The organism is Streptomyces altiplanensis, assembly GCF_053591575.1.
Window position 1 is genome coordinate 46,044 of sequence record NZ_JBSFUB010000006.1, and the last position, 17,423, is coordinate 63,466.

At 68.8% G+C, this 17,423-nt stretch carries 13 protein-coding genes and 1 tRNA gene; 3 read left to right on the forward strand and 11 right to left on the reverse strand.

Going from position 1 to position 17,423, the window contains the following annotated elements; all coding sequences use genetic code 11:
* Positions 1-71: 71 nt before the first annotated feature.
* From ACWD0Y_RS04205 to ACWD0Y_RS04230, 6 genes are all read right to left on the reverse strand, one after another.
* Complete coding sequence (locus ACWD0Y_RS04205) at positions 72-833, reverse strand: ABC transporter ATP-binding protein (RefSeq protein ID WP_450258933.1); 762 nt, start codon at positions 831-833, stop codon at positions 72-74.
* Positions 830-1,738, reverse strand: coding sequence for an ABC transporter ATP-binding protein (locus ACWD0Y_RS04210; protein WP_093801348.1), 909 nt, complete (start codon positions 1,736-1,738; stop codon positions 830-832). Before ACWD0Y_RS04210 ends, ACWD0Y_RS04205 begins: the two co-directional genes overlap by 4 nt.
* Positions 1,738-3,096, reverse strand: a complete 1,359-nt coding sequence (locus tag ACWD0Y_RS04215) for a branched-chain amino acid ABC transporter permease (RefSeq protein ID WP_450258934.1) — start codon at positions 3,094-3,096, stop codon at positions 1,738-1,740. Before ACWD0Y_RS04215 ends, ACWD0Y_RS04210 begins: the two co-directional genes overlap by 1 nt.
* On the reverse strand, positions 3,093-4,016 hold the full coding sequence (locus ACWD0Y_RS04220) for a branched-chain amino acid ABC transporter permease (RefSeq protein ID WP_093801346.1): 924 nt from the start codon (positions 4,014-4,016) through the stop codon (positions 3,093-3,095). The genes ACWD0Y_RS04215 and ACWD0Y_RS04220 overlap by 4 nt, the downstream gene beginning before the upstream one ends.
* A 141-nt stretch (positions 4,017-4,157) precedes the next feature.
* Positions 4,158-5,318, reverse strand: coding sequence for a branched-chain amino acid ABC transporter substrate-binding protein (locus ACWD0Y_RS04225; RefSeq protein ID WP_450258935.1), 1,161 nt, complete (start codon positions 5,316-5,318; stop codon positions 4,158-4,160).
* Positions 5,319-5,684: 366 nt separating this feature from the next.
* Positions 5,685-6,347 (reverse strand): ANTAR domain-containing response regulator, encoded by a 663-nt coding sequence (locus ACWD0Y_RS04230; RefSeq protein ID WP_093801344.1) that lies wholly within the window; start codon positions 6,345-6,347, stop codon positions 5,685-5,687.
* 99 nt (positions 6,348-6,446) lie between these two features.
* Here ACWD0Y_RS04230 and ACWD0Y_RS04235 point away from each other — a divergent pair.
* Positions 6,447-6,519: transfer RNA gene (locus ACWD0Y_RS04235), tRNA-Leu, on the forward strand.
* A 110-nt stretch (positions 6,520-6,629) separates the two neighbouring features.
* A complete protein-coding gene (locus tag ACWD0Y_RS04240) occupies positions 6,630-7,412 on the forward strand; it encodes a transcriptional regulator (RefSeq protein WP_450259016.1) in 783 nt (260 codons plus the stop codon).
* A 58-nt stretch (positions 7,413-7,470) separates the two neighbouring features.
* Here the strand turns inward: ACWD0Y_RS04240 and pyk are convergent, their stop codons facing one another.
* A complete protein-coding gene (gene pyk, locus ACWD0Y_RS04245) occupies positions 7,471-8,907 on the reverse strand; it encodes a pyruvate kinase (RefSeq protein WP_450258936.1) in 1,437 nt (478 codons plus the stop codon).
* Between the two features lie 142 nt (positions 8,908-9,049).
* Positions 9,050-9,772: an SIMPL domain-containing protein gene (locus ACWD0Y_RS04250; RefSeq protein ID WP_450258937.1), complete on the reverse strand. Its 723-nt coding sequence runs from the start codon at positions 9,770-9,772 to the stop codon at positions 9,050-9,052.
* Between the two features lie 125 nt (positions 9,773-9,897).
* Here ACWD0Y_RS04250 and ACWD0Y_RS04255 point away from each other — a divergent pair, with 125 nt between their 5' ends.
* Positions 9,898-11,709 carry a bifunctional metallophosphatase/5'-nucleotidase gene (locus ACWD0Y_RS04255; protein ID WP_450258938.1) on the forward strand — a complete coding sequence of 604 codons (1,812 nt, stop codon included), beginning with the start codon at positions 9,898-9,900 and terminating at the stop codon, positions 11,707-11,709.
* A gap of 114 nt (positions 11,710-11,823) precedes the next feature.
* Here ACWD0Y_RS04255 and ACWD0Y_RS04260 read toward each other — a convergent pair whose 3' ends face one another.
* From ACWD0Y_RS04260 to pepN, 3 genes are all read right to left on the reverse strand, one after another.
* Positions 11,824-13,239: a lysine N(6)-hydroxylase/L-ornithine N(5)-oxygenase family protein gene (locus ACWD0Y_RS04260; RefSeq protein ID WP_450258939.1), complete on the reverse strand. Its 1,416-nt coding sequence runs from the start codon at positions 13,237-13,239 to the stop codon at positions 11,824-11,826.
* Positions 13,236-14,648, reverse strand: coding sequence for a pyridoxal phosphate-dependent decarboxylase family protein (locus ACWD0Y_RS04265; RefSeq protein ID WP_450258940.1), 1,413 nt, complete (start codon positions 14,646-14,648; stop codon positions 13,236-13,238). Before ACWD0Y_RS04265 ends, ACWD0Y_RS04260 begins: the two co-directional genes overlap by 4 nt.
* Before the next feature lie 204 nt (positions 14,649-14,852).
* Entirely contained in the window at positions 14,853-17,345 is a 2,493-nt protein-coding gene (pepN, locus tag ACWD0Y_RS04270) for an aminopeptidase N (protein WP_450258941.1), read from the reverse strand.
* Positions 17,346-17,423 lie beyond the last annotated feature (78 nt).

Sequence of the window (17,423 nt, forward strand, 5' to 3'; positions counted from 1 at the left end):
GGCCGGGGCGGTGATCAGGAGCGACAGGGCGCACGGCCGCGGGACACGGGCCGCCCGCACCAGCGGCTACCTCACGCGGCGCCCTCACCCAGGTACGCCGCCCGGATCCGCGGGTCCGCCAGCAGGTCCTGCGCCGGCCCCGAGACCGCCACCGAACCCGTCTCCAGCACATAACCGCGCTGCGCGAGCCCCAGCGCCTGGGTGGCGTTCTGCTCCACCAGCAGCACCGTCGTGCCCTGCTCGTTGATCTCCCGGATGATCACGAAGATCTGCTCCACGATCAACGGCGCCAGACCCATCGACGGCTCGTCGAGCAGCAACAGCTCCGGCCGGCTCATCAGCGCGCGGCCGATCGCCAGCATCTGCTGCTCACCGCCCGACAGCGTGCCCGCGAGCTGGCTCCTGCGCTCCGCGAGCCGCGGGAAGAGCGTGTACACCCGGTCCATGTCGGCCGAGTCCACGCCCTTGAAGCGGTACGCGCCCATCTCCAGGTTCTCGCGCACACTCATCCGCGCGAACACCCGGCGCCCCTCGGGCACATGACCGATCCCGAAGTTGACCAGCTCGTGCGACTTGATGCCGTCGATCCGCTCCCCGCGCAGACGCACCTCGCCCTGACGCGGCGTCAGCATCCCCGACACCGTACGCAGCGTCGTCGTCTTGCCCGCGCCGTTGCCACCGAGCAGGGCCACGATCTCGCCCTCACCGACCGTCAGGTCGATCCCCTTCAGGGCCTCGATCGCACCATAGGCCACCCGCAGCCCGCGCAGCTCCAGCAGCGGCACCGCGACCGGCCCGCCGGACTCCTTCTGCAGCTCGGTCGTCGTGCTCACTGAGTGCTCTCCTCGTCCGGCGCCGAACGCTGCTCGGCAATGATGTTCCGCACCGCGTCCGCGTCGGCGGCCGACGTACCCAGGTACGCCTCCACCACCGCCGGATGCTGCTGCACCTCACTCGGCGTCCCCTCGGCGATCTTCTTGCCGAAGTTCAGGACCATCACCCGGTCCGCCACCGACATCACCAGCCGCATGTCGTGCTCGATCAGCAGCACACTGACACCCAGTTCGGTGTTGATGCGCCGGATCAGCCGCTCGAGCTCCAGCTTCTCCGTCGGGTTGGTGCCCGCCGCCGGCTCGTCCAGGAGCAGCACCTGCGGCTCCGTGGCCAGCGCCCGCGCGATCTCCAGGCTGCGCTGATCGCCGTAACACAGCGACCCCGCCACCTCGTTGAGCTTGTCATGGAGCCCCACGAACTTCAGCAGCCGGATCGAGCGCTCGTCGCTCTCCCGCTCCGCCTTCCGCGCACTCGGCAGCCCCAGCATGATCGACACCGGACCGGCCTTCAGCCGCGTCTCCGCCGCGATCTTCACGTTCTCCAGAGCCGTCAGCGCACCGAACAGCCGGATGTTCTGGAACGTGCGCGCCAGACCGTACCGGTTGACCAGATGCGGCTTGCTGCCCAGCAGGGACTTCTCCCCGCCGTCCTTCGGCAGGAAGAGGATCCGGCCCTCCTGCGGGGTGTACGCCCCCGTCAGCGAGTTGAAGAACGACGTCTTGCCCGCACCGTTCGGACCGATCACCGCGAGGATCTCACCCCGCCGCATCTGCATCTCGACCTTGTCGAGCACGGTCAGACCGCCGAACCGCAACGTCACGTCCGACGTCCGGAGGACGAGATCCTCCTCGGCGGCCGCGGCCGCCCCGGAACCACCCGCACCAGGTGTCACATCGGTGGACATCAGACCTTGCCTCCTGCCGGCTCGGACATCGCATCCGCGTCGCCCAAGCCCTCTTCCGCCAGCTTCAGCTCCCGCTGCCGGCGCCTGGACGGCCACACACCCTGCGGCCGGTAGATCATCATGACCACCAGCAGCGCACCCAGGTACATGTACCGGTCCGACGGATCCACGTAGTCACGCAGCACCTCCGGCAGCCACACCAGGATCGCCGCGCCGATCAGCACACCCGGGATCGACCCCATACCGCCGAAGATCACGTACGCCAGAACCAGGATCGAGTTCAGGATGACGAAGTTCTCCGGGTTGAAGTAACCCACCTTGCTCGCGTACACCACACCCGCGATACCCGACGTCGAAGCACCGATCGCGAACGCCATCAGCTTGAACCGCACCGTGTCCACACCGTTGGCGGCAGCAGCCACCTCGTCCTCACGGATCGCCGTCCACGCCCGGCCCACCCGCGAGTGCTCGAGCCGCACGAAGACGATGATCAGAACGACGATGACCGTCACCAGCAGATACCAGTACGGCATCCGCTCCAGACTCCACTCGTACCCGAACGCCGAGAACTTCGGAATCTGCCGCGCACCGGCCGAACCACCCGTGAAACCGTCCGCGTTCTTCGCCACGATGTACACGATCTCGTGGAAGCCCAGCGTCACGATCGCCAGGTAGTCACCGCGCAACCGCAGCGTCGGCGCACCCAGCAGCACACCCGCGATCAGACACGTGAGCACCGCGACCGGAATCACCAGGAAGTTGTTCAGCACCACCGGCGGATCCACCGGCAGCGCACCGGTCCAGAACGCCGCGCTGTACGCACCCACCGCGAAGAACGCCACGAACCCCAGGTCCAGCAGGCCCGCCCAGCCGATCACCACGTTCAGCCCGATGGCCAGCAACGCGTACGTCGCCACCTGGTCCACCAGCACCGTCTGCCAGTAGCCCGTCAGGTTGTACGGGGCGAACAGCGCCAGCAGCAGCCCCGCCGCCGCCAGCACCCACTTCAGCTTCGGCTGGGTACGCAGCAGCGTCCGCACCCGGTCCACCGGCAGCGCGCGCCCGGCCGCCACCGCCGAGCCCGCCACCTTCGACACGGACGTGCCCGCGAACTCGCGCACCGCCCAGATCGCCACCGCGAGACCCACGCACACCCACAGGTTCACACCCGTGAAGCTGGTCTCCAGCGAGTAGAAGATGTCACGCGTGTTGCCCTGCTCGCCCACCATCATCGTGAGCACCACACCCAGCGCCAGCATCGCGCCGAGCCGCTTCATCCGGGGCTGCTGGTACCACGCCACATGACGCAGCCGCGCCGCCCTGGCCGCCGGATCCTTCACCGACACATCCGCGCTCATGCCGTCCTCCCCACTCGCTCACCGAGGATGCCGGTCGGCCGGAACATCAGCACACCGATCAGTACGACGAACGCGCCCACGTGGCGCCACTCGCCGCCGAACACCGGCACCGTCAGCGTCTCCACGATGCCCAGCATCATCCCGCCGAGCATCGCCCCGCGGATGTTGCCGATACCGCCGACCACCGCCGCCGCGAACGCCGTGATGCCCGGGATGAAGCCCATGTCGAACTTGACCTGCGTGAACGTGCCGTACAGGTAACCCGCCGCACCACCGAGCACACCGCCGATGACGAACGTCCGCGAGATCACCTTGTCGATGTCCACACCCATCAGACCGGCCACCTCGGCGTCCTGCGACACCGCGCGGATACCGGAACCGAGCTTGGTGCGGTTCACCATCAGGTCGAGGCCGATCATCATGACCACGGCCGCCCCGAGCAGCAGCAGCTGCGTGACGTTCAGGTCCGCCCCGAAGAGCGTGAAGACCTTCTTGTTCTCGTAGGCGTCGGGCATCGGCAGCGGGTCACGGCCGAAGAGCTTGCCCGCCAGGTTGTAGAGGAAGAACGAGGCGCCGATCGCGGTGATCAGGAAGATCAGCCGTGGCGCGCCGCGCCGGCGCAGCGGCCGGTACGCCACCTTCTCCAGGCCGTACGCGGTGACGGCTCCGAAGAGCCCGCCCGCCGCGAGACCGAGCGCCACGTAACCGACCGAGGCGAGCGCCGAGGGACTGTCGCCCGGCGCGATGATCGTGAGGGATATCAGGCCGCCGTACGCACCGAGCATGAAGACCTCGCTGTGCGCGAAGTTGATCAGCTGGAGCACGCCGTAGACCAGGGTGTAACCGATGGCGATGACGGCGTAGATCGAGCCGAGCACCACCCCTAGGACCAAATAGTCCCAGAACTCATTGAGGGACATCGAGCTGACTTCCTTGTGGGAGCTGTACCAGACCGGCCGACCGATGCGATCGGCACCGGACCCGGCCGTGCTGAGCAGATGTGTGCGGTGGGTAGCAGCGGGCCGCGTCCCCCACCCGGAAGGACGCGGCCCCGTGCCGGATCAGCTTCCGGCCAGCTCCTCGATGGCGCCCTGGTACTCGATCTTGCCGTCCTTGACCTGGTACAGGTACACGTTCTGGATCTTCAGTTCACCCTTGTCGTCGAAGGAGAACTCCTTGGTCAGACCCTTGTACGTGGCCTTCTGCAGCGCCTGGTGGAGGCTCTGGCGGTCGACCTTGTCACCCAGCTTCTTCATCTCCTGGATGATCATGTTCGCCAGGTCGTACGCCTCGGCCGAGTACGTACCCGGGTTCACCTTGAACTTCTTCTTGTACTCCGCGGTGAATTCCTTGGTCGCCGACTCGACGTTGGCGTCGGTGCACGGGCACGTCAGGTACCAGCCCTCGGTGGCCTTGCCGGCCAGCTCGATGAACTTCACGTCGTTCGTACCGTCACCGGAGATCGCCGCGCCCTTGTAACCGGCCTCGTCCAGCTTCTTCGCGAACGGCGCGCCGTCCTGGTAGTAACCCGCGTAAATCAGCGCGTCCGCCTTGGAGTTGACAACCTCCTTGGCCGCCGCACTGTAGTCCGGGGTCTTCGCCGGAACGGACTTCTTGATGACCTTGACGCCCGCGGCCTTCAGTTCCTTCTCGGCGACGGTGGCCAGACCCACGCCGTAGTCCGACTTGTCGTCGACCAGGTAGACCGTCTTCGCCTTCAGCTTCTTGGCGTAGTACGTCGCCATGCCGGCGCCCTGGGCGCTGTCGTTCGGCACACCGCGGAGGAAGGTCTTGAAGCCCTGCTCGGTCAGGGTCGGGTTGGTGGCCGACGCCGACAGCGCGGTCAGCCCGGCGTCACCGAAGAGCGGAGCGGCCGAGTTCGTCGGACCCGAGAACGCCGGACCCACGACCGCCATCACGTCCGGGTCGTCGATGGCCTTCTGGGCGGCGGCGGTCGCCTTCTCCGGCAGACCCTGGTCGTCGACCGGCAGGTACTCCAGCTTGAACGGCAGGTCGCCCTTGGCGTTCGCCTGGTCGATGGCCAGCCGGACACCCTTGTCCTCGTTCTCGCCCAGCGCGGTGTTGTCGCCGGAGAGCGGACCCTGGAAAGCGATCTTGTACGAGCCGCCGTCCCCGGCCTCGGAGTCCCCAGCACAACCAGTCAGCGCCAGCGCGCCGATGACCACCGGAATGGCCACCTTGACGATAGTTTTATTCAGCACTACGAACCCCCTGGGGCAGCCACAGCGATCTTGTAAAACAGGGGGAGTTGACTCCCCATGCACACACGCCGCCACAACACCGCGTGATGTGCGGGGAATCTACTCAGCCTCCACGTCACCCGCATAGGTGACGAACGGATGTGTGATCGCCCTGTGACCTCGGTCATGCGCCGGAAAGAGAACACTCCTTACCCGTGAGCGGACATGTCCCTCATGCGGTACAAGATCAGGACGACTTGAATCCGGACCGCCCCGAGGGCCGGAGGAGACGAAAACGGCCTGCTCACCGACGGTCCGCACAGAACACGAAAGGGGCCCGCACCGCCCGGTGGGCGGTACGGGCCCCGACACGCGGGTGCCGCGGAGTTACGAGGACTGCTCCTTGGCGGCCTTCTTCTCCTCGGCATCCTGAATGACCGCCTCGGCCACCTGCTGCATGGACAGACGGCGGTCCATCGACGTCTTCTGGATCCACCGGAACGCGGCCGGCTCCGTCAGCCCGTACTGCGTCTGCAGCACCGACTTCGCCCGGTCCACCAGCTTCCGCGTCTCCAGCCGCTGCGTGAGGTCCGCGACCTCGTTCTCCAGCGCCTTCAGCTCCGTGAACCGCGACACCGCCATCTCGATGGCCGGTACCACGTCACTCTTGCTGAACGGCTTCACCAGGTACGCCATCGCCCCGGCGTCCCGCGCCCGCTCCACCAGATCGCGCTGCGAGAACGCGGTCAGCATGAGGACGGGGGCGATGGACTCCTCGGTGATCTTCTCGGCGGCGGAGATCCCGTCGAGGACGGGCATCTTCACGTCGAGGATGACGAGGTCGGGCCGGTGCTCGCGGGCGAGCTCGATGGCCTGCTGCCCGTCACCGGCCTCGCCCACGACCGCGTAGCCCTCCTCCTCGAGCATCTCTTTGAGGTCGAGGCGGATGAGGGCTTCGTCCTCGGCGATGACGACACGGGTCGTCAGCGGCGGGACGTGCGACTTGTTGTCGTCGTCGGCGACGGGCTGGGGCGACTCGGGGGTGGTCACGGGGCTCCTCGTTTCCGGGCAGGTGCTGCTTCCTGAGCCTACCTAGCTCCTGTATGTTTGAGTCACGGCGGGTCTCCGCTAGCCTTCTTTTTGAAGGAAGCCCCGGTAGTCCAGCGGTAGAGACACGGTGCTCAAACCACCGACAGCGTCGGTTCGAATCCGACCCGGGGCACTTCTCCTTCGATTCCAAGGTTCACCAATGGGTTGGCGATCTTCACTCGCCCTGGTGAACGCAGTGCAGAATCGGCGCGAGCCGACAAAGATCCAGCCAGCCTCGCAATCATGTACGGCCTCGATACGCGCAGGCACGCGCTGGCTCTCGTCTCCCAAGGCCGCAGCCTCAACTCCGTAAGCAAGCAGACCGGAATATCCCGGTCCGCCATCCGTGAGTGGCAGACCCGGATCGAACCGGTGCCACGCATGCTCGGACAAGCCGCGCCGTGCCCTCGGCGCCTGCCGGTACCAGGGGTTCCGGCCGACACCGCCGCGTACGCGTACCTCTTGGGCCTCTATCTCGGCGACGGCTGCATCAGCCCACATCGTCGCGGCGGCTACTACCTGCGCATCGCGTGCGCCGATGCCTGGCCGGGGCTGATCGACCTGTGCCGGAAAGCCATCACAGCCGTCCGTCCCGAAGGTTCCGTCTACGTCCTCCAGCGGGTGGGCTGCGTGGCGGTCACCAGTTACAGCCGACATTGGCCGTGCCTTTTCCCTCAGCACGGTCCAGGCAAGAAACATGAACGGGCGATCGCGCTCGAAGCGTGGCAGCAGGCCGTCGTGACCGACCATCCATGGGAGTTCATCCGAGGGCTGATCCACTCCGACGGATGCCGGAACATGAATTGGACCGTACGGACGGTGGGTGGCGAGCGGAAGCGGTATGAGTACCCCCGCTACTGGTTCACCAACGTCTCGGACGACATCCGCCAGCTCTACACGGACACCCTCGACCGCCTCGGCGTCGAGTGGAAGCACTGCACTCGCCACGGGAAGCTCTACAACATCTCGGTCGCCAAGCGCGCGTCCGTCGCGCTCATGGACGCGCACATCGGACCGAAGCACTGATCCGGCGGCAACCGCGGCACAGGGAAGGGCCCCTCCCCGGAGGGGCCCTTTGCGGCGGCTAGCTCGGGGCGGTGCCGTTCTCGCCGATGTGGTGGACGTGGACGAGGTTGGTGGAGCCCGCGACGCCGGGCGGGGAGCCGGCGGTGATGATCACGACGTCGCCCTTCTTGCAGCGGCCGATGCGCAGGAGGTACTCGTCGACCTGGGCGACCATGGCGTCGGTGGAGTCGACGTGGGGGCCGAGGAAGGTTTCGACACCCCAGGTGAGGTTGAGCTGGGAGCGGGTCGCCGGGTCGGGGGTGAAGGCGAGCAGCGGGATGGGCGAGCGGTAGCGGGAGAGCCGCTTGACGGTGTCGCCGGACTGGGTGAAGGCGACGAGGAACTTCGCGCCGAGGAAGTCGCCGATGTCGGCGGCGGCGCGGGCGACGGCTCCGCCCTGGGTGCGGGGTTTGTTGCGTTCGGTGAGCGGCGGGAGTCCCTTCGCGAGGATGTCCTCCTCTGCGGCTTCGACGATGCGGCCCATGGTCCTGACCGTCTCGATGGGGTATTTGCCGACGCTGGTCTCGCCGGAGAGCATGACGGCGTCGGTGCCGTCGATGACGGCGTTGGCGACGTCGGAGGCTTCGGCGCGGGTGGGGCGGGAGTTCTCGATCATCGAGTCGAGCATCTGGGTGGCGACGATGACCGGCTTGGCGTTGCGCTTGGCGAGTTTGATGGCGCGCTTCTGGACGATCGGGACCTGTTCGAGCGGCATTTCGACGCCGAGGTCGCCGCGGGCCACCATGATGCCGTCGAAGGCGGCGACGATGTCGTCGATGTTCTCGACGGCCTGGGGCTTCTCGATTTTGGCGATGACGGGGAGGCGGCGGCCTTCCTCCTTCATGACGCGGTGGACGTCTTCGATGTCGCGTCCGCTGCGTACGAAGGAGAGGGCGACGATGTCGGCTCCGGTGCGCAGGGCCCACCGGAGGTCTTCGATGTCCTTCTCGGAGAGCGCGGGTACGGAGACGGCGACGCCGGGGAGGTTGAGGCCCTTGTGGTCGGAGACCATGCCTCCTTCGATGACGAGGGTGCGGACGCGGGGTCCGTCGACGCCGGTGACTTCGAGGGTGACTTTGCCGTCGTCGACGAGGATGCGTTCGCCTGCGCTGACGTCGGTGGCGAGGCCCTGGTAGGTGGTGCCGCAGGTGTGGCGGTCGCCTTCCATGGGTTCGACGGTGATGGTGAACTCGTCGCCTCGTTCAAGGAGTACGGGGCCTTCGCGGAAGCGTCCGAGGCGGATCTTCGGGCCTTGAAGGTCGGCGAGTACGCCGACGCTGCGGCCGGTTTCGTCGGAGGCTTTGCGTACGTGCTGGTAACGCTCTTCGTGTTCGGCGTAGGTGCCGTGGCTGAGGTTGAAGCGGGCGACGTCCATTCCGGCTTCGACCAGTGCCTTGATCTGGTCGTATGTGTCGGTGGCGGGCCCTAGGGTGCAAACGATTTTGGCTCGGCGCATGGTTCGAGCCTAGGGCTTACCAGTCAGTAGACAATTGGTCGCGCATGACTGCTCAACAACCTTTGCATGAAAGGTTGTTGACAAGTGTTGAATGTGCATGGGGGTGCTCCGATGAGCACACGAAGAGGGCCTTTCCGGAGCCTCAGAGCCGGGGCGGGGTCATGGTGAAACGGGCGTGCACGAGGGCGTGGACGGTCTGGCGCCGGGGTTCGAGGTCGAGGGCGGGAGCGGGGGCGTCTTCGGCCGTTTCGGGTGCGGCGGAGCGCATGCGGCCGGCGAAGGCGGACGGTACGGGGCGGGCGTCTTCGGCGCCGGGGTCGGCCAGTTCGACGAGGGCGGCGAGGTCGGCGTCGAGGGCCTGGGCGTATTCGCGGGCGCGTTTGACGGCTTCCCGTACGGCGTGGCGGCGCACTTCGGCGTATGCGGGCGAGTCGGGGCGCATGGCCCACCAGGGGCCGTCGACCTGGGTGAGTTCGAGGTCGGCGAGGCGGGTGGCGAGTTCGCCGAGCGCGGTGAAGTCGGTGAGGGCGGCGGTGATGCGGACGCTTCCGTGGTAGGCGCGGACGCGTTCGCCGCGGCCGCGCCGGGTGAGTTCGGGGCTGACGGAGAAGGCGCCGGTTTCGAGCTTCTCGACGGCGTCGCCGTAGGACTTGACGAGGTCGAGGGCGAGGCTGTTGCGGCGGGTGAGGTCTTCGAGCGCGGTGCGGCGGTCCGTACCGCGGGCGTTGACGGTGATGCCGATGCGGGCGATTTCCGGGTCGAATTCGAGGCGGGCTTCGCCCTGGACGGCGAGGCGGGGGGCTTCGGGGGTGCCGTACGGGGCGTGGGGGGCCGGGGGGTTCGGTTCGTCGGTCACGTTTTCCACTGTCGCATCCGGGGGTGACAACGGGTGGTCATCAGATCGAAACGTGAAAGGGGTGTTGCCGGTGTGACGGGTTGGGCCAGAATCTACGCGCGTCGCACAGCGCAACGGAACGAGGAGACGACAAGATGCCGCTGAACCGTAGGACGTTCCTGGGCCGGTCGGCCGCCGCAGGAGCCGGTGTCGCCGTGGCCGGCGGGGCCGTCGCCGGCCCTGCCCCCGCCACCGCCGCCGAAGCACGCGGGAAGGGCCGGGCGCCGAAGCGGTACTCCTTCACCGTGATGGGCACGACGGACCTGCACGGCAACGTCTTCAACTGGGACTACTTCACGGACAGGGAGTTCGACGACAAGGCGCACAACGACGTGGGCCTGGCGAAGATCTCCACCCTGGTGAACCGGGTCCGCGAGGAGAAGGGCCGCCGTAACACGCTGCTCATCGACGCGGGCGACACCATCCAGGGAACGCAGCTGTCGTACTACTACGCCAAGATCGACCCGATCACGGCGGCCCGCGGTCCTGTGCACCCGATGGCGCAGTCGATGAACGCCATCGGATACGACGCGGCCGCTCTCGGGAACCACGAGTTCAACTACGGCATACCGGTGCTGCGGAAGTTCGAGGAGCAGTGCGACTTCCCGCTCCTCGGCGCGAACGCCCTGGACGCGAAGACGCTGCGTCCGGCGTTCCCCCCGTACGTCATGAAGAGGCTGCGTACGCCGCACGGCCGTGATGTGCGGGTGGCGGTGCTCGGTCTGACGAACCCGGGTATCGCGATCTGGGACAAGGCGAACGTGCAGGGGAGGATGACGTTCCCGGGCCTGGAGGAGCAGGCGGCGAAGTGGGTGCCGAAGCTGCGTTCGATGGGTGCGGATGTCGTCATCGTGTCGGCGCACTCGGGCTCCAGCGGCACGTCGTCGTACGGTGACCAGCTTCCGTACGTCGAGAACGCGGCGGGTCTGGTCGCCGAGCAGGTCCCCGGCATCGACGCGATCCTCGTCGGGCACGCGCACACGGAGATTCCCGAGTACTTCGTGGAGAACAAGGAGACGGGCGAGAAGGTCGTCCTGTCGGAGCCCCTGAAGTGGGGCCAGCGGCTGACGCTCTTCGACTTCGACCTGGTGTGGTCGAAGGGCCGCTGGACGGTCGAGAAGGCCGGTGCGCAGGTCCTGAACTCGAACACGGTCCCGGAGGACCCGGAGATCGTGAAGCTGCTCGGCGACGAGCACGAGAAGGTCGTGGCGTACGTCAACCAGGTCATCGGGACGTCGACGGCCGCGATGACGACGGCGGAGGCGGCGTGGAAGGACGAGCCGCTGATCGATCTGATCAACCATGTGCAGACCGAGACGGTGCGGGCGGCGCTGGTGGGCGGGGCGTACGCGGGGCTGCCGGTGCTGTCGCAGGCGTCGTGCTTCTCGCGGACGGCGAAGGTGCCGGCGGGCGAGGTGACGATCAAGGACGCGGCGGGGCTGTACCCGTTCGAGAACACGCTGGAGGCGCGGGTGCTGACCGGTGCGCAGCTGAAGGAATACCTGGAGTTCTCGGCGCGGTACTACGTGCAGACGGCGGCGGGGGCCGCGGTGGACCCGTCGAAGCTGACGAACGCGGGGGGCATCCCGGACTACAACTACGACGTGGTGTCGGGTCTGACGTACGAGGTGGACATCGCGAAGCCGGCCGGTTCCCGGATCGTGAATGTCGCGTTCGAGGGTGAGCCGGTGGATGCGGCGGCGGAGTTCGTGCTGGCGGTCAACAACTACCGGGCGAGTGGTGGCGGGGCGTTTCCGCACATCGCGGGCGCGAAGCAGGTGTGGGCGAATTCGGAGGAGATCCGGAACACGATCATCACCTGGGTGCGGGTGAAGGGTGTGCTGGATCCGGCGGAGTTCGCGTCGGTGGGCTGGAAGCTGACGCGGGACGGTGTGCCGGTGTTCTAGGGCGGTGGACGCGTCCGCGCTGCGGGGTTCCGCTCCGTACCCCGGTCCCGGGCGTCGGCGCCGGACGGGCCGGACGTACCCGCTCAGCGGGAGGGTCCGGTCCGTCCGGTGTTTCTAGCGGCCCTGGGACAGCGGGGTGAGGGCCGGCTGCTGTGCGGGGATCCTGGGTGCCTCACGGCGTTCCAGGCCGAAGCTGGTGAAGGCGGTGCGCGTCGGCAGCGGGTAGGGGTCGGTGCCGGTGAGGGAGTTGAGGATCGTCGCGCTGCGCCATGCGGCGAGGCCGAGGTCGGGTGCGCCGACGCCGTGGGTGTGCCGTTCGGCGTTCTGTACGTAGACGGATCCGGTGACGGCGGGGTCGAGGACGATGCGGAACTGGTCGTCGATGCGGGGGCGTTCGGCGGCGTCGCGGCGGATGTAGGGGTCGAGTCCGGCGAGGAGCCGTCCGAGAGGGCGTTCGCGGTAGCCGGTGGCGAGGACGACGGCGTCGGTGGTGAGGCGGGAGCGGGTGCCCTGCTGGAGGTGTTCGAGGTGGAGTTCGACCTTGGTGGTGCCGACGCGGCCGGCGGTGCGTACGGAGACTCCGGGGGTGAGGACCGCGTCGGGCCAGCCGCCGTGGAGGCTGCGCCGGTAGAGCTCTTCGTGGATGGCGGCGATGGTGTCGGTGTCGATGCCTTTGTGGAGTTGCCACTGGCGGGGGCCGAGGGCGTCGCGTACGGACTCGGGGAGGGCGTGGAAGTAGCGGCTGTAGTCGGGGGTGAAGTGCTCCAGGCCGAGCTTCGAGTACTCCATGGGGGCGAAGGCTTCGGTCCTGGCCAGCCAGGTGATCTTCTCGCGGCCTGCGGGGCGGGCGCGGAGCAGGTCGAGGAAGATCTCGGCGCCGGACTGTCCTGAGCCGATGACGGTGATGTGTTCGGCGGCCAGGAGCCGTTCGCGGTGGTCGAGGTATTCGGCGGAGTGGATGACGGGGACGGCGGGGGCCTCGGCGAGTGGTCTGAGGGGTTCGGGGACGTGGGGCTGGGTGCCGACGCCGAGGGCGACGTTGCGGGTGTAGGCGCGGCCGAGGGCTTCGGCTTCGCCGGTGGTGTCGAGTTGGGTGAAGGCGATTTCGAAGGCTTCGCGTTCGGCGTTCCAGCGGACGGCGTCGACCTGGTGGCTGAAGTGGAGTCCGGGGAGGTTGGTGCTGACCCAGCGGCAGTAGGCGTCGTATTCGGCGCGTTGGATGTGGAAGCGCTCGGCGAAGTAGAAGGGGAAGAGCCGGTCGCGGGTGCGCAGGTAGTTGAGGAAGGACCAGGGGCTGGCGGGGTCGGCGAGGGTGACGAGGTCGGCGAGGAAGGGGACTTGGAGGGTGGCGCCTTCGATGAGGAGGCCGGGGTGCCAGTGGAAGGCGGGGCGTTGTTCGTAGAAGGCGGTGGTGAGGCCGCCGTGCACGCCGTCGGCGAGGGCGGCCAGGGAGAGGTTGAACGGGCCGATGCCGATGCCGACCAGGTCGTGGGGCTGGTCGGGTTCGTGGGGCGGGGGGGCGGCGGTCATCGGTGGGTGCTGCCTTCCGGGAGTGACAGGGACGAGAGGAGCGAGAGGAGGGCTTCGAGGTCGCTGCGGGTGGTGTGGGGGTTGAGGAGGGTGGCTTTGAGCCAGAGGCGGTCGTCGGCGCGGGCGCGGCCGAGGACCGCGCGGCCTTCGGTGAGGAGGGTGCGGCGGAGGGCGGCGATGTCGTCGTCGGTGGCGCGGGTGGGGCGGAAGAGCACGGTGCTGATGGTGGGGCGGTCGTGGAGTTCGAGGCCGGGGGTGTTCTCGATGAGGTCGGCGAGGTGCTGGGCGGCGGCGCAGGTGCGGTCGACGAGGTCGGCGAGTCCTCGGCGGCCGAGGGCGCGGAGGGTGACGGCGATTTTGAGGATGTCGGGGCGCCGGGTCGTACGCAGGGAGCGGCCGAGGAGGTCGGGGAGGCCGGCTTCGGTGTCGTCGTCGGCGTTGAGGTAGTCGGCCTGGTGGCCGAGGGGGGCCGGGGTGGTGGCGTCGGGGACGGCGAGGAGTCCCGCGGCGACGGGTTGCCAGCCGAGTTTGTGCAGGTCGAGGGTGACGGTGCGGGCGCGGGAGAGGCCGTCGAGGCGGGTTCTGTGTACGTCGCTGAAGAGCAGTGGGCCGCCGTATGCGGCGTCGATGTGGAGTTCGGCGTGGTGGCGTGCGCAGAGGTCGGCGATGTCGGTGAGGGGGTCGATGCTGCCGGTGTCGGTGGTGCCCGCGGTGGCGGCGACGAGGAGGGGGTGGTGGAGGTCGGTGAGGGCTTCGTCGAGTGCGGCGGGGTCGATGACGCCGGTGGGGGCGGGGACGGTCACCGGTTCGGGGAGGCCGAGGAGCCAGGCGGCGCGGGGCAGTGAGTGGTGGGCGTTGGCGCCGCAGACGAGTTGTACGGGGCCGTGGCGTTCGCGGGCGATGAGGAGGGCGAGCTGGTTGGATTCGGTGCCGCCGGTGGTGAGGAGGGCGTCGGGTGCGGGTGCCTGGGGGTAGACCTCGGCGGCGAGCGCACGGGCGATGTGGGTTTCCAGGGCGGAGGCGGCGGGCGCCTGGTCCCAGGAGTCCATGGACGGGTTGAGTGCGGACGCGGCGAGATCGGCCGCGGTGGCGACGGCGAGCGGCGGGCAGTGCAGGTGGGCGGCGCACCGGGGGTCGGCGGGGTCGGCGGCGCCTTCGGCGAGGGCGCGGACGAGGGTGCGGAGGGCTTCTTCGGCTCCGGTGCCGGTGGCGGGCAGCGCGGGTCCGACGGCGTCGAGGAGCCGTTCGGTGACGGGGCCGGGGCCGCCTGCGGGGAGCGGTCCGCCGCGGGCGAGGGCGCCCTGGTGGAGGGCGTCGAGGACGGTGTCGAGCAGGGGCCGCAGGGCGGCGGGTCCTCCTGTGCCGCCGGCGAGGGGCGGGAGGGGGGTGCCGGGGGGCGGCGTACTCATGCGTGGTCCTTCGGGTGCGCTGGGCTGGCACACCAGCGTGTACAGGCATGAGCCGGTGCGTCCGGAGTGCTCAACGATCTCAACCCGAAAGTGGTACTGCCGCGTGGGAGAGGAGAGTTCGCCGCGTGCAGCTGGTATGGGGCCCGGTCCGGTGGTGCTGGGCGGTGGTGGTCAGTGGCGTTGCGCCGGACCGGGCCCGGTGGGTCAGCTTTCCCGTACCGCGATGGCGCGGCGCAGGTCGTCGAGCTGGTCGACGAGTTTGCGGCGCAGGGCCGGGATCATCTCGGTGTCGCGCAGGAAGTCCTCGCCGAGGCGCAGGGAGTCCGTGTCGACGGCGAAGTGGGGGAAGGCGTGGCGTCCCGCGGCTTCGGCGATGGCGGGGCCGCGGCGGTCGGCGACGGCTTTGGCGTCGCGGTAGTAGCGGGGGACGTAGTCGCGTACGAGGGCGGCCTGTTCGGGTTGCCAGAAGCCTTGGGCGGTGGCGGTGAAGAGGTAGTTGGAGAGGGTGTCGTCCTCGAACATGCGGGTCCAGGCGGCGGCTTTGGCCTCGGGGGTGGGGAGGGCGGCGAGGCAGCGGGCGGCACCTTCCTGGCCGGTGGCGCTGGGGTCGCGGTCGAGTTCGGCGGCGATGGCGGTCTCGTCGGTGGCGCCGAGTACGGCGAGGCGGCGCAGGATGCGCCAGCGCAGGGCGGGGTCGAGTTCGGGGCCGCCGGGGACGCTGCCGCCGTGGAGCCAGTCCTGGATGCCGTCGGGCTGGGTGGCGGCGTCGATGAAGTGGCGTACGGCGGTGAGGCGCAGGTCCGGGCTGGTGCCGTCCTCGGTGCGGCGGATGAGGTCGCGGCAGAGGGAGGTGAGGGTGGCGAGGCCGGTGGGGCGGGCGGCCGGGGAGAGGTAGCGGTCGGTGATGTGGGTGGCGGCGAAGGCGAGTACGCCCTGGACGACGGCGAGGTCGGTTTCGTCCGGGAGGTGGGCGCGGGCCGTCTCCAGGTGGGTGACGGGTTCGAGTTCGCCGTCGCGGACCATGTCGCGCAGGCAGTTCCACACGACGGCGCGGGTGAGGGGGTCCGGGATGCCGGAGAGGGTGCGCAGCGCGCTCTCCTCGGACTCCTTGTCGAGGCGGATCTTGGCGTAGGTGAGGTCGCCGTCGTTGAGGACGACGAGGGCGGGGCGGCGGCCGGCCCGTACGGTCACGGACTCGCCCTGGGGCACGTCGATCTCGAACCGCTCGCGCAGGACGAGGCTCCGGCTGTCGACCAGGTCGTGGTCGTAGGTGCCGACGGCGATGCGGTGGGGGCGGCTGCCGTCCTGGTCGACGCTCAGGTGCCAGTGGCCCCCGGCCTCGGCGGTCCGTGGTGTGAGGGTGTCGGCCCCGGTCGTACGGAGCCACTGTCCGGCCCAGGCGTGGACGTCGCGGTCGGTGGCGGAGGCGAGGTTGTCGATGAAGTCGGCGAGGGTGGCGTTGGCGAACTTGTGGCGGGCGAAGTGGGTGTTGATGCCGGTCAGGAAGTCCTTCTCGCCGAGCCAGGCGACGAGCTGGCGCAGGGCGGAGGCGCCCTTGGCGTAGGAGATGCCGTCGAAGTTGAGCAGGGCGGACGCGGTGTCGGGGACGGCGTCCGGGTCGGGGGCGACGGGGTGGGTGGAGGGGCGCTGGTCGGCGTCGTATCCCCAGCCCTTGCGGGCGACGGCGAAGTCGGTCCAGGTGTCGGTGAAGCGGGTGGCCTCGGTGAGGGTCTGGTAGCCCATGTACTCGGCGAAGGACTCGTTGAGCCAGATGTCGTCCCACCACTGGAGGGTGACGAGGTCGCCGAACCACATGTGGGCCATTTCGTGGGCGATGACCATGGCGCGGGTCTGGCGTTCGGTGTCGGTGACGGCGGAGCGGTAGACGAACTCGTCGCGGAAGGTGACGAGGCCGGGGTTCTCCATGGCGCCGGCGTTGAATTCGGGGACGAACGCCTGGTCGTAGGAGTCGAAGGGGTAGGGCTCTTCGAACTTCTCGTGGTAGCGGTCGTAGCAGGCGCGGGTGATGTCGAAGATCTCCTCGGCGTCGGCGTTCAGGTGCGACGCGAGGGAGCGGCGGCAGTGGATGCCGAAGGGCAGGCCGGCGTGGTGGGTGCGTACGGAGTGCCAGGGGCCCGCGGCGACGGCGACGAGGTAGGTGGAGATGAGGGGGGTGGGGGCGATGGTCCAGCGGCCCGCGCCCCGGTGTTCGGCGATGCCGTTGCCGAGGACGGTCCAGTTGCCGGGGGCGGTGACGGTGAGGGCGAAGACGGCTTTGAGGTCGGGCTGGTCGAAGGCGGCGAAGACGCGCTGGACGTCGTCCATGAAGAGCTGGGTGTAGACGTACGTTTCGCCGTCGGTGGGGTCGGTGAAGCGGTGCATGCCTTCGCCGGTGCGGGAGTAGCGCATGGCGGCGTCGATGCGCAGCTCGTGGTCTCCGGGGGCGAGGCCGGTGAGGGGGAGGCGGTTTCCGTCGAGCGTTTCGGGGTCGAGGGGCTGTCCGTCGAGGGTGGCGGTGCGCAGGGTGGCGGGCTTGACCTCGACGAAGGTGTCCCCGGCGGTGTGCGCGGTGAAGTGGATGACGGTGCGGGAGTCGAAGGTGTCTTCGCCGCGGGTCAGATCGAGGTCGATCGTGTACCGGTGGACGTCGAGGAGCTGGGCTCGGGTCTGCGCTTCGTCGCGCGTCAGTACGGACATGGGGACATGCTGCCCGATGGCGCGGGGGCGGCACAGCGGGCGGCGGTACACCGGCCCTGCTCCGGCTGTACGCCGCCC